The sequence below is a fragment of the Bradyrhizobium sp. 1200_D9_N1_1 genome (assembly GCF_052075915.1).
Classification (GTDB): domain Bacteria; phylum Pseudomonadota; class Alphaproteobacteria; order Rhizobiales; family Xanthobacteraceae; genus Bradyrhizobium; species Bradyrhizobium diazoefficiens.
In genome coordinates this window covers 5,075,347-5,088,597 of record NZ_CP197226.1, presented here as the reverse complement: position 1 = coordinate 5,088,597, position 13,251 = coordinate 5,075,347, and the positions used below count along the sequence as shown (strand labels likewise).

The following is a 13,251-nucleotide window of genomic DNA, read 5'->3' as shown; positions in this document are numbered from 1 at the left end:
GCTCACATTGCTGTCTTGAGGGCAGCGAAGCCGCGATCGAGATCCGCTTTGAGGTCGTCGGTACTTTCGAGCCCGATATGCAGACGCAGGGTAGGGCCGCCCGGCGCCCACTTGGTCGCGGTGCGATAGCCGTCGCAGTCGAAGGGAATCGCAAGACTTTCGAAGCCGCCCCAGGAGAAGCCCATGCCGAACAGCTTGAGCGTGTTGAGCATGGTGTCGACGGCCTTCTGCGGGGCCGGCTTCAGCACGATGCTGAACAGGCCCGAGGCGCCGGTGAAGTCGCGCTTCCAGATCGCATGGCCCGGATCGGTCTCGAGCCCGGGATGCAGCACGCGCGCGACCTCGGGACGGCTTGCGAGCCAGCGCGCCATGTCGAGGCCGGAACGATGATGCTGCGCCAATCGCACCGATAGCGTGCGCAGGCCGCGCAGCGCCAGGAAGACGTCGTCGGGGCCGGCGCAGACGCCGAGCAGGCGGATGCCCTCGGCGATCTGCGGCCAGGCTTTTGCGTTGGCCGAGATGGTGCCGAACATGATGTCGGAATGGCCGCCGATATATTTGGTCGCCGCCTGCATGCTGATGTCGACGCCCTGCTCGAGCGAGCGATGATAGAGCGGGGTGGCCCAGGTGTTGTCGTCGATGACGAGCGCATCGCGCGCATGCGCGACCTCGGCGATGGCGCGGATGTCGGGCATCTCGAACGATTGCGAGCCCGGCGCCTCCACCAGCACCGCACGCGTGTTGGGCTTGAACAGCTTGTCGATGCCGGCGCCGATCAGCGGATCGAAATAGGTGGTCTCGACGCCGTAGCGGGCGAGCATGCCGTTGCAGAAATTGCGCGAAGGCCGATAGACATTGTCGCAGACCAGAATGTGGTCGCCGGTCTTCAGCACCGAGAGCAGGGTGGTGGAGATCGCCGACAGCCCGGATGGCACGATGCCGACGCCGGCGCATTGCGGCCCCTCCAGCGCCATCAGCGTGTCCTGGAACGCCCTGGTCGTCGGGGTGCCGTGGCGGCCATAGGTGAACTCGCCGCGATGGGCATGCAGGTCCTCGGCGGTCGGATAGAGCACGGTCGAGCCGTGGAACACCGGCGGATTGACAAACCCCTTCTGCGCCTTGGTGTCGCGGCCGGAGGTGACCAGCCGGGTCTCGGCCTGCTGCTGGGAGGGGTGCGAGGAATCCATGCGCCTGCTTTCAAAACTGCGTTTCCGGCGGGCGCGATGCGCCCCGCTGGCCGGCCGAAAGGCCGCTGTCGTTAATAACAGAACACAGAAGAGTCCCGTCAACCCCTTGACCCGGCTCGCCAGTCGTTCTGTGATGCGTAGGTGCTATTCAGTCGCCGCATGTTGAGGGGCCTGCCGCGACCTTCGATCCATCGTCTGACCGGACCTTGCGCTACAGCCATAATGGCGGGCGCCTGCGGCGGGGATTAAGGTATGGCCTCCCGAGATCGGCGAGTGTTCGGCAAGGTTTTCCAGCATGACTCTTGCAAGGCTCACCCTGGCAGAGACGATCCTGAGACAACATTCCTGACCTTGAGACGACCCTTGAAAGGCCTTCCCCCCATGAAACGCGTAACCCTGGCTCTCACTCTTGCTCTCGCCGCCGGCCTGACTGCCCAAGCCGCCGATGCGCAAACGCTCAAGACCGTCAAGGACCGTGGCACGCTGTCCTGCGGCGTCAGCCAGGGCCTGCCGGGCTTCTCCGCGCCCGACGACAAGGGCAACTGGACCGGGCTCGACGTCGACGTCTGCCGTGCGATCGCGGCGGCCATCTTCAATGACCCGACCAAGGTCAAGTTCGTGCCGACCTCGGCCAAGGACCGTTTCACGGCGCTGCAATCCGGCGAAATCGACGTGCTCTCGCGCAACACCACCTGGACCATTTCGCGCGACACCTCGCTGGGCGCCAACTTCACCGGCGTGACCTATTATGACGGGCAGGGCTTCATGGTGAAGAAGTCGCTCAAGGTGAATTCCGCCCTCGAGCTCAACAGCGCCTCGGTCTGCGTGCAGACCGGCACCACCACCGAGCAGAATCTGGCCGACTACTTCAAGGCCAACAACATGAAGTACGAGGTGATCGCGTTCGGCACCAACGACGAGACGGTCAAGGCCTATGAGGCCGGCCGCTGCGACGTGTTCACCACCGACCAGTCGGGCCTCTATGCCAACCGCCTCAAGCTCGCCAATCCCAATGACCACATGGTGCTGCCCGAAATCATCTCGAAGGAGCCGCTCGGCCCGATGGTGCGCCACGGCGACGACCAGTGGTTCGACATCGTGAAATGGACGCTGTTTGCCCTCGTCACCACCGAGGAGCTCGGGGTGACCTCGAAGAACGTCGACGAGAAGGCGAAACTCGAAAGCCCTGAGTTGAAGCGCGTGCTCGGCAGCGACGGCAATTTCGGCGAACAGCTCGGCCTGACCAAGGACTGGGTGGTGCGGATCGTGAAGGCGGTCGGCAATTACGGCGAGGTGTTTGATCGCAACGTCGGCGCGGGCTCGCCGCTCGCCATCAATCGCGGCCTCAACAATCTCTGGAACAAGGGCGGTCTCCAGTACGCGCCGCCGATCCGCTGATCCCGCTTGAGCGGCACGCGGCGATGAGCACCGAGGCTCGAAAACCGCCGGCCCAGATCGCGCTGAAGATCAGGCGCATTCTGGGCGGCAAGGCAGGCTGGAACGGCGTCGCCGTCCAGTTTGCCTTCGCGGCGATCCTGGGCTGGATCGGTTATGAGATCGTCTCCAACGCCCGCGCCAACCTCGAAAACCAGCACATTGCCGCCGGCTTCGGCTTCCTCAGGAACAATGCCGGCTTCGACGTCAACCAGACCCTGATCTCCTACACCGGCTCGGACACGTTCCTGCGCGTGTTTATCGTCGGGCTTCTGAACACGCTCGTGGTCTCGGTGGTCGGCATCTTTTTCGCCACCGTGATCGGCTTTATCGTCGCGCTGTGCCGGCTGTCGCCCAACTGGCTGCTGTCGCGCATCGGCGAGCTCTATGTCGAGATCATCCGCAACCTGCCGCTGCTGTTCCAGATCCTGTTCTGGTACCTGGCGGTGCTCGCGGCGCTGCCAAATCCCCGGCAGAGCATTTCGCTGCTCGGCATCGCCTTCGTCAGCAATCGGGGCCTCGTCATTCCCCGTCCGATCGGCGAGAGCGGGTTCGAGCCGTTCCTGGCGATGCTGGTCCTCGGCATCGTCGCATCGCTGGCGTTGCGCTTCCATGCGCGGCGCGCGCTGTTCCAGCGCGGGCAGGTGATCCGCATCTGGCCTTATGTGCTGGGCCTGCTGTTCGGGCTGCCGGTGGTCACGATGCTGGTGTTCGGTCTGCCCTTCACCTTCGAGCTGCCGCAGCTCAAGGGCTTCAATTTTGCCGGCGGCTCGCGGATCATCCCGGAGTTCGTGGCGCTGACGGTCGCCTTGTCGACCTATACCGCCGCCTTCATCGCCGAGATCGTGCGCGCCGGAATCCTGTCCGTGCACAAGGGACAGATGGAGGCGGGGTCGTCGCTGGGCTTGAGCCGCGGCACAACGCTCCGGCTGATCGTCGTGCCACAGGCGATGCGCGTCATCGTGCCGCCGCTGACCAACCAGTATCTCAACCTCACGAAGAACTCCTCGCTGGCGGTCGCCATCGGCTATCCCGACCTGGTGTCGGTGTTCGCCGGCACCTCGCTGAGCCAGACTGGACAGGCGATCGAGATCATCGCCATGACGATGGGCGTCTATCTCTTGATCTCGCTCGTCACCAGCGCCGTCATGAGCGTCTACGGTTGGCGCGTCAGCCGGAGTCTGGGCGCATGACCGACATCACCTCGTCCAGCTTCGTTCGCCAGGACCTGCTCACCGAGCGTCCCGCGCCGGTGAAGACCACGGGCTTCGTCGGCCTGATGCGCACGCGCCTGTTCAACTCGCCGACCAACATTCTGCTCACGATCGTGGGCGCCCTGCTGCTCTGGTTCACCATCATTCCCTCGGTCAGGTTCCTGATGGTCGATGCGGTCTGGGCCGGCAAGGATCGCACGGCCTGCCTGGCCGAGAATGCCGGATTTGCGGTCGGCGCCTGCTGGCCCTACATCCAGGCCAAGCTGCCGCAACTGATCTACGGCTTCTATCCCGAGGCCGAGCGCTGGCGGGTCAACCTCACGCTCATCCTGGCGGCGGTCCTGCTGGTGCCGCTGCTCGTTCCGCGCCTGCCGTCGAAAGGGCTGAACGCCGGCCTGTTCTTCTTCGCCTTTCCGGTGGTCGCATTCTTCCTGCTGCGCGGCGGCGGCATCACCGGCTTTGGCCTGAGCTGGACGGCCGGCCTCCTGCAATTGTTCGACGACAGCATCATCGGGGCAGGGCAGGCCCTGCTCAATCTCAGCAAGACGTCGGCCATCGCCCCATTGCTGTGGGTCGTTGGCAACCTCGTCGTGCTTGTCGGCACGGCGATCTACTGGCTGATCTTTCCGCTGACCTGGCTGCGCGATCAGCTCCAGGGAACGGGCCAGTCGGTCTGGGTCGATTTCGCCATCACCGCCGTGATCGTCTCCCTGATCGCCTTCCTTCTCGGCGGTGGTGTGCGCGCCGGCTGGCGTGCGCTCGCATCGAGCATTGCCACCTTCGTCGCCATCGCCATCGTGATCAAGCTGATGGGGCTCGATCATGGCGGGCTGCCGGTCGTGGAGACGAGCCTGTGGGGCGGCCTGCTGGTGACGCTGGTGGTGTCCGTCACCGGCATCGTCACCTCGCTGCCGATCGGCATCGCGCTGGCGCTGGGCCGCCGCTCCACCATTCCGCTGATCCGGATCTTCTCGATCGCCTTCATCGAGTTCTGGCGCGGCGTGCCGCTGATCACCGTGCTGTTCTTCGCGACCTACATGCTGCCTCTGTTCCTGCCCGGCAATTTCACGGTCGACGGTCTGGTGCGTGCGCTGATCGGCATCGCGCTGTTCACGGGCGCCTATCAGGCCGAGAACGTTCGCGGCGGGCTTGCTGCTATCCCGCGCGGGCAGGGCGAGGCTGCGGCGGCCCTCGGGCTGTCCTGGTGGAAGACGACCTCGCTGATCGTGCTGCCGCAGGCGCTGCGCCACGTCATTCCGAACCTCGTCAACAGCTTCATCTCGCTGTTCAAGGACACTTCGCTGGTCTCGATCGTGGCGCTGTTCGACCTCCTGGGCTCGCTCAGGGCCTCGTTCTCGGATCCGAAATGGTCGACGCCGTCCACGGCGTTCACGGGTTTCGCGTTCGCGGGGATCATCTATTTTCTGTTCTGCTTCGGAATGTCACGCTACTCGCTGTTCGTCGAGCACCGCCTCAACGCCCACCGCCGCAACTGATCGAGGCCACCATGTCCGACCCCATCGTCAAGATTTCCAGCCTGAACAAATGGTACGGCGAATTTCACGTCCTGCGCGACATCGACCTCGAGGTGAAGAAGGGCGAGCGCATCGTGATCTGCGGGCCCTCGGGCTCCGGCAAGTCCACGCTGATCCGCTGCATCAACGCACTGGAGGAATTCCAGGAGGGCGAGATCGTCGTCGACGGCATCGCGCTCGGGCCGAACCTCAAGCATGTCGACGCGGTGCGCCGCGAGGTCGGCATGGTGTTCCAGAGCTTTAACCTGTTCCCGCATCTGACGGTTCTGGACAATTGCACGCTGGCGCCGATCTGGGTCCGCAACATCCCAAAGAGGGATGCCGAGGCAACCGCGATGAAATTCCTGGAGCGGGTCAAGATCCCGCACCAGGCCAACAAGTTTCCGGGCCAGATGTCCGGTGGCCAGCAGCAGCGCGTCGCGATCGCGCGCGCGCTGACGATGAACCCGAAGGTGATGCTGTTCGACGAGCCGACCTCGGCGCTCGACCCCGAGATGGTCAAGGAGGTCCTCGACACCATGGTTGACCTCGCCGGGGAGGGCATGACCATGCTGGTCGTGACCCACGAGATGGGATTTGCCCGCGAGGTCGCCAACCGCGTCGTGTTCATGGACGCCGGTCAGATCATCGAGGCCAATACCCCGAACGAGTTCTTTGCCGCCCCCCAGCACGCCCGCACGAAACTGTTCCTGAGCCAGATTCTGCGGTGAGCGCCTGAAAATCCGGCGGCCTCGCTGCTCCAACCGACCCACCAGCTTCGCACCATGCGAATCAGCTTGCCTCTTTTCGGACCATCCTCCGGAGAGAGACCTTGCAGAGCAGTGTCGGCGCGCGCGCATACCAGAATGCGCGATTGGAAAAGAAGCTGAGGAAGCAGGCGGATGCCGTCATGTCCTTCGCGATCGAGGCGCTTGGGCAGGGCAGATTTGACGAAGTCGAGATCCTTTGCCGCGAGATCCTGAAGGAGGTTCCGGATCACTTCCACGCCACGCACCTGCTCGGCCTGCGCGCGTTCGACGGCGGGTGGCTCGAGGACGCGCAATTCCTGCTTGAGCGCGCGGTTGCACTCGATCCGCGTTCGCCCGATGCCCATGGCAATCTCGGGGCCGTGTATTTCGCGCTCGAGAGGTTCAAGGATGCCCGCGCATGCCAGGAGAAGGCCATTGCGCTGAAGCCGAATTGTCCGATCACCCTGACCAATCTCGGCAATACGCTGCTGCACCTCGGCCTCGCCAAGGAGGCGATCGAACTGCACGAGCGCGCCATCAGGCTGAAGCCGAACTATGCCGATGCATTTTGCAACCGCGGGATGGCGGAACTGATGATCGGCCAGTTTGAGCGCGCCGGGGTGGACTTCGATCGCGCCCTGTCGTTTCAGCCGCGTCACGCCGAAGCGATCGCCGGCAAGGCTATGGTGAGCCTCGAGCTCCGGCACTTCGAGGCGGCGGAGGCCGCCTTCGAAGCTTCGCTCGCGCTCAAGCCGGGCTCACCGCGGATTCTGGTGCAGCGCGGACGGCTCCATTTGACCCTGTACCGGCTGGAGCAGGCGGCCGCGGATTTCGATGCAGCGCTGGCGCAATCGCCACGGAACGAGCTCGCGCTGTGCTGGAGGGCGCAGGTCGACATTATGGTGAGGAACACGGCGGGGGCGATGGCGGGCGTCAAGACCCTGCTCGAGGTCAATCCGCAATCCGAGGCGGGCATGTCGCTCCTGGCCTCTTGCCATGCGAACCAGGGAGACATCGCGACGGCGCTCGAATATCTCGATGCGGCGCTGGCGATCGCGCCGGACTTTCCGGAGGCCATCGGATACAAGATTTTCGTGCTGGATTACCTGCCGGAGGCCGATTTCGTGGTCCAGCAGGCGGCACGAAAATATTGGTGGGATCAGATCGGCGCCAAGCTTCCGCAAAGGACCCTGTCGCCGCGCGATCTCGATCCGGACAGACGGATCGTGATCGGATATGTCGCGTCGGAATTCAGGCAGCATTCGGCGGCGTACACCCTGTTGCCGGTGATGCGCCATCACGATCACGCCAAGTTCAAGATCGTCTGCTATTCCTGCTGGCCGTTGCAGGATGGGATGACCGAGAAGTTCAAGGCTTGCGCAGACGTCTGGGTCGAGGCCGCGCAGTTTTCGGACGATGAACTGGCCGATCGTATCCAGGCCGACGGGATCGATATTCTGATCGATGTGTCCGGACATACGACCGGCAGCAGGCTCCATGTTTTCTCGCGGAAGCCGGCCCCCATCCAGGTCACGGGCTTCGGGCACGCAACAGGCACGGGCCTTCAGACGATGGACTACGTGCTCGCGGATCCGATCTTCATTCCGCAGTCGGCGCGCCACCTGCTGGCCGAAAAGGTCTATGACCTGCCGAGCCTGATCACGATCGATCCCATCCAGGACGTGCCACCTTCGGAGCTTCCCATGCTTCGCAACGGCTATGTGACCTTCGGTGTGTTCAACCGCATCTTGAAGATCTCGGACGAGGCCATCCGGGTGTGGTCGAAGGTGATGCGTGAGGTGGCGGGATCGAAGATCATCATCAAGAACGGGCTGCTCGACGATCCGATGCTGCGCGACGGTCTGATCGCGCGGTTCGTGGCACAGGGCATCGCCGAGGAGAACGTCATCTGCATGGGCTCGACCTCGCGCCGCGAGCATTTGCGGGCCTTTGCCAATGTCGACATTTCGCTCGACACCTTCCCGCAAAACGGTGGCATCAGCACCTGGGAATCCCTCTATGCGGGCGTCCCGGTCGTCGCCAAGCTCGGTAATGGCTCCTCGTCGCGCGCCGGCGGCTCCATCGTGGCGGCCGTCGGTCTCGGCGACTGGGTTGCCGATGACGACGAGGGCTATGCCGCGATCGCGTGCAAATTTGCCGCGCAGCCTGCCCATCTGGCGAAGCTGCGCGCGGATCTGCCGGCGCAGATCGCCAATTCACCCGCCGGCAACGTCGAGATCTACACGCGTGAGGTCGAGGCGGGATATCGCCAGTTCTGGCGCGACTATTGTGCCGAGGCCTCGGAAACATGCGACGTTGCGTAGGCACGTCCGCCGCGCCGGACCGCGACGTCCGAGGCCTGAGATGATCGACATCAGCTTTGGATGGTGCGTGCCCGAGGCTGGTCTCGAGCCAAATCCCGCGCGGGGCACCGGAAAATCCCGGGGTGTTGCCGGTCCAGCCGATCGGGCGGCCTCGGCCGCGAATCAGTTAGACTCTCGGTAAGGCCATCCTCCGGAGAGTAACCTTGCAGAACAGCGGCGGCGCGCGCGCATTCCAGAACGCGCGATTGCAGAAGAAGTTGATGAAGCAGGCGGATGCCATCATCTCAGCCGCGGCCGCCGCCTATGGCCAAAGCAAATTTGCCGAGACAGAGGCGCTATGCCGTGAGATCCTGAAAGCGCTTCCGGATCATGTCGACGCCTTGCACCTGCTCGGGATGTGTGCGCATGACGGCCGCCGCCTGGAGGAGGCCCGGGAGCTGCTCGAGCGCGTGATTGCGCTCGATCCGCGCCTGCATGACGCCCATAACAACCTGGCGACCGTGCACTTCGACCTCGGTAATTTCGAGGAGGCGCGGCGGTGTCAGGAGAGGGCCATCGCGCTGAAGCCGAATTTCGTGGTCGCGCTGACCAACCTCGGCAATACGCTGATGCATCTGGGGCAGTACGAACAGGCGCTCGAACTGCACGAGCGCGCAATCAAGATCAAGCCGGACTACGCCGATGCGTTCTGCAATCGCGGAATGGTCGAGATAGTGCTTGGACAGATCATGCGCGCCAAGGAAAGTTTCGATCGCGCCTTGCTGTTTCAGCCGCGTCACGCCGAGGCAATCGTCGGCAGCAGCATGGTCAGCATGGAGCTCCGGCACCACGAGGAGGCAGCAGCCAAGCTTGCCACGGCGCTCGCGATCAAGCCCGGCTCGCCGAGGATTCTGGCCCAGCGAGGGCGGCTCAGTTACGAGTTGCAGCGCCTGGAGCCGGCGCTTGCGGATTTCGAGGCCGCGCTTGCCATTTCGCCCAAGCTCGAACTGGCCCTCCGGGGCAAGGCACAGGCCTGCCTCGTGATGGGGAAGACCGCGCAGGCGATGGCGGCCGCAACGGCCTTGATCGAGCAAAATCCGCGCTCCGAGGTCGGCTTGGCGCTGATGGGATTCTCTCATTCAAATCAGGGAGAGATGGACGCCGCGATCGAATATCTCGATCGCGCGCTGGCGATCCGCCCGGACTATGGAGATGCGATCAGGGGCAAGATCTTCTTGCAGGACTACCGCGCCGAGGCCGATTTCGCGCTCCAGCAGGCGGTACGACGAGATTGGTGGGACTTGATCGGCTCCAAGCTGCCGCGGCGGACGCTGCCGAAGCGGCCGCTCGATCCGGACAAGCAGATTGTGGTCGGCTATGTCGCTGCCGAATTCCGGCAACACTCGGCGGGCCTCACCTTGCTACCGGTGCTGCGCCATCATGATCACGCCAACTTCAAAATCATCTGCTATTATTCCTGGCCGGGAGCGGACGAGTACACCGCCATGTTCAAGTCGCTGGCGGACGTCTGGGTCGACGCCTGGGACCTTTCGGACGACGAACTCGCCGATCGCATTCAGGCTGACAATGTCGACATCCTGATCGACGTTTCGGGCCATACGACCGGTAACAGGTTGCAGGTTTTCGCGCGAAAGCCTGCCCCGATCCAGGCCACTGGGTTCGGACACGCGACGGGCACGGGCATGCAGACCATGGACTATGTGCTCGCGGATCCCGTTTTCATTCCGCCGTCGGTCCGGCATCTGTTTCCCGAAAAGATCCACGATCTGCCGTGCCTGATCACGATGGAGCCCGTCTCGGATCTGCAGCCGTCCGAGTTGCCGATGCTCCGCAACGGCTACGTCACCTTCGGCGTGTTCAACCGCATCTACAAGATATCGGATGATGCGATCCGTGTGTGGTCGCGGATCATGCGCGAGGTTCCGGGATCCAAGATCGTCCTCAAGCACGGTCTGCTCGATGATCCCCTGCTGCGCGATAGCCTGATCGCGCGTTTCGTGGCGCAGGGCATTGCCGAGGAGAATATCACGTGCCTCGGCACCACCTCGCGCAACGACCACCTGATGGCCTTTGACAAGATCGATATTTCGCTCGACACGTTCCCACAGAATGGCGGCATCAGCACCTGGGAATCCCTCTACAAGGGCGTTCCCGTCGTCGCCAAGCTCGGCATTGGAGCCTCTTCGCGTGCCGGCGCCTCCATCGTGGCCGCCGTCGGTCTCGGCGACTGGGTCGCCGAGGATGACGATGGCTATGTCGAGATCGCCCGCAAGTTTGCATCGCAGCCCGATTATCTGGCGAAGTTGCGCGCGGGATTGCCGGCTCAGATCGCAGCCTCGCCCGCCGGCAATGTCGAGATCTACACGCGTGAGCTCGAAGCGGGTTACCGCCAGTTCTGGCGAGACTATTGTGCCGCCGCCTCGGAGAGCGGCGACGCTGCGGTAAGCGGGACAGACGCACCTAGCGGTTCCTGAGCCGGATCCCGCAGCGAGCCCCGGAATAGCCCGGAAGGATTTCCGGTCCCGCCGACCGGCCGGCCCGCCGCGCGAATCAGTTAGACTCGCCGCGGGCCATCTTCCGGAGAGACACCTTGCAGAGCAGCGCCGGCGCGCGCGCATTCCAGAATGCGCGATTGCAGAAGAAATTGAAGAAGCAGGCGGACGCCGTCATCTCTGCCGCGGCAAGCGCCTATGGCCAGGGCAGGTATGCGGAGACCGAGGCGCTCTGCCGCCAGACCGTGCAAGCCGTTCCGGATCATTTCGACGCCACGCACCTGCTCGGCCTGTCTGTGCAACAGGGCGGGCGCCTGGAAGAGGCGCAACAGCTGCTCGAGCGCGCGATCGCGATCGATCCGCGTTCGCACGAGGCCCACAACAATCTCGCGGCCGTGTACGTCGTTCTTCAGAAATTCGAGGCCGCTCGCGCCTGTCAGGAGAAGGCGATCGCGCTGAAGCCGAATTTCACGCCGGCCCTGACCGGCCTCGGCAATACCTTGCTCAACATGAACCTGCCCGAGCAGGCGATCGAGATGTACGATCGCGCGATCAGGCTAAAGCCTGACTATGCCGACGCGTTCTGCAACCGTGGCCTGGCCGAGCTTGCGCTGCGCCAGCTTGATCGCGCCAGGCAAAGTTTCGAGCGGGCGCTGCTGTTTCAGCCGCGAAACGTGGAGGCGCTCGTCGGCAAAGGTTTGGTCAATATCGAGCTCAAGAACTTCGACGAGGCAAAGGGCGCGCTCGAGGCGGCGCTCGCGATCAGGCCAGGTTCGGCGAAGATCCTGGCGAACCGCGGACGGCTCAATTTTGAGATGTCGAGGTTGGAACAGGCGGCTGCGGATTTTGACGCAGCCCTTGCGATTTCGCCCAAGCTCGAGGTGGCCTTGCAGGGGAAGGCGCAAGTCTCGCTCGCCGTGGGAAATACGGCGCAGGCGATCCTGGCCTGCACCACGTTGCTGGAGGAAAATCCGCGCTCCGCGAGCGCGATGGCGCTGATGAGTGCTTGTTTTGCAAACCAGGGAGAGATCGCACCGGCGATCGAATTGCTGGATGCCGCGCTGGCCATTGTGACGGATGCCAGCCTGATCGGGCGGAAGATCTTTTTCCTGGACTATCTCTCCGACGCCGATTTCGCTGTTCAGCAGGCCGCCCGAACGCAGTGGTGGGACGCAATCGGCGTCAAATTGGCGCAAAGGAAGCTCGCGCCCCGGCAGTTCGATCCCGACAGGAGGATCGTGATCGGCTATGTCGCTGCCGAGTTCTGGTTCCACTCGGCAGGGTTCACGCTGTTGCCAGTGCTCGCTCATCACGATCATAGCAAATTCGAAATCGTCTGCTATTCGTGCTCACCGGTACGAGATGAAGTGACCGCCAAATTCGAGTCGCTGGCGGACGTCTGGGTCGAGGCCGGGCGGCTCTCGGACGATCAATTGGCCGATCGCATCGAGGCCGACAAGGTCGATATCCTGATCGACGTGTCCGGACACACGACCGGCAACAGGCTCCCTGTCTTTGCGCGGAAGCCGGCCCCCATCCAGGTCTCTGGATTCGGACACGCGACCGGCACTGGCCTTCGGACCATGGACTATGTGCTCGCGGATCCGGTCTTCATTCCGCAATCGGCCCGCCATCTGTTGGCCGAGAAGGTCCATGATCTGCCCTGCCTGATCACGATCGATCCGATCCTGGATGTGCCGCCTTCGGAGCTTCCGATGCTCCGCAATGGCTACGTGACCTTCGGCGTGTTCAACCGGATTTACAAGATTTCGGATGAGGCGATCCGCGTTTGGTCGCGCGTCATGCGTGAGGTGACCGGGTCGAAAATCATCATCAAGCATACTATGCTTGACGATCCCTTGGTGCGCGACCGCCTGATCGCGCGGTTCGTGGCGCATGGCGTCGCCGAAGCAAACATCACTTGCCTGGGCTCGAGCCCGCGCGCCGAGCATCTGCGGGCCTTTGCCAATGTCGATATTTCGCTCGACACGTTCCCGCAAAATGGCGGCGTCAGCACCTGGGAATCCCTCTATGCGGGCGTTCCGGTCGTCGCCAAGCTCGGTAAAGGTGCCTCCTCGCGCGCCGGTGCCTCCATCGTGGCGGCCGTCGGTCTTGCCGACTGGGTTGCCGATGACGACGCGGGCTATGCCGCGATCGCGTGCAAATTTGCGGCGCAGCCCGCTCATCTGGCGAAGTTGCGCGCGGATTTGCCGGCTCAGATCGCGGCCTCGCCCGCCGGCAATGTCGAGATCTACACGCGCGAGGTCGAAGCGGGTTATCGCCAGTTCTGGCGCGACTATTGTGCCGTGGCTTTGGAGCGCGGCGAGGTGGCGTGAA

Annotated in this window: 8 protein-coding genes; 7 read left to right on the top strand and 1 reads right to left on the bottom strand. The window is 63.5% G+C overall.

The window, feature by feature from the left end; genetic code table 11:
* Positions 1–2: 2 nt before the first annotated feature.
* The gene (metC, locus tag AB5K84_RS24570) at positions 3–1,187 is read right to left on the bottom strand and encodes a cystathionine beta-lyase (RefSeq protein WP_011087217.1); all 1,185 of its coding nucleotides are present in this window, start codon (positions 1,185–1,187) and stop codon (positions 3–5) included.
* A 381-nt stretch (positions 1,188–1,568) separates the two neighbouring features.
* On the opposite strand from metC, the gene AB5K84_RS24565 reads away from it, so the two are divergent.
* The 7 genes from AB5K84_RS24565 (at position 1,569) to AB5K84_RS24535 (ending at position 13,250) form a co-directional block, all read left to right on the top strand.
* The gene (locus tag AB5K84_RS24565; RefSeq protein WP_011087218.1) at positions 1,569–2,585 is read left to right on the top strand and encodes an amino acid ABC transporter substrate-binding protein; all 1,017 of its coding nucleotides are present in this window, start codon (positions 1,569–1,571) and stop codon (positions 2,583–2,585) included.
* 23 nt (positions 2,586–2,608) lie between these two features.
* The gene (locus AB5K84_RS24560) at positions 2,609–3,814 is read left to right on the top strand and encodes an amino acid ABC transporter permease (RefSeq protein WP_011087219.1); all 1,206 of its coding nucleotides are present in this window, start codon (positions 2,609–2,611) and stop codon (positions 3,812–3,814) included.
* A complete protein-coding gene (locus AB5K84_RS24555) occupies positions 3,811–5,331 on the top strand; it encodes an amino acid ABC transporter permease (protein ID WP_011087220.1) in 1,521 nt (506 codons plus the stop codon). Before AB5K84_RS24560 ends, AB5K84_RS24555 begins: the two co-directional genes overlap by 4 nt.
* 11 nt (positions 5,332–5,342) lie before the next feature.
* Positions 5,343–6,080, top strand: a complete 738-nt coding sequence (locus tag AB5K84_RS24550) for an amino acid ABC transporter ATP-binding protein (RefSeq protein WP_011087221.1) — start codon at positions 5,343–5,345, stop codon at positions 6,078–6,080.
* A gap of 101 nt (positions 6,081–6,181) precedes the next feature.
* The gene (locus tag AB5K84_RS24545; protein ID WP_038967150.1) at positions 6,182–8,422 is read left to right on the top strand and encodes a tetratricopeptide repeat protein; all 2,241 of its coding nucleotides are present in this window, start codon (positions 6,182–6,184) and stop codon (positions 8,420–8,422) included.
* 203 nt (positions 8,423–8,625) lie between these two features.
* Positions 8,626–10,896 carry an O-linked N-acetylglucosamine transferase, SPINDLY family protein gene (locus AB5K84_RS24540; protein ID WP_038967151.1) on the top strand — a complete coding sequence of 757 codons (2,271 nt, stop codon included), beginning with the start codon at positions 8,626–8,628 and terminating at the stop codon, positions 10,894–10,896.
* A 116-nt stretch (positions 10,897–11,012) separates the two neighbouring features.
* Positions 11,013–13,250 carry an O-linked N-acetylglucosamine transferase, SPINDLY family protein gene (locus tag AB5K84_RS24535; RefSeq protein ID WP_038967152.1) on the top strand — a complete coding sequence of 746 codons (2,238 nt, stop codon included), beginning with the start codon at positions 11,013–11,015 and terminating at the stop codon, positions 13,248–13,250.
* Position 13,251: the final 1 nt, after the last annotated feature.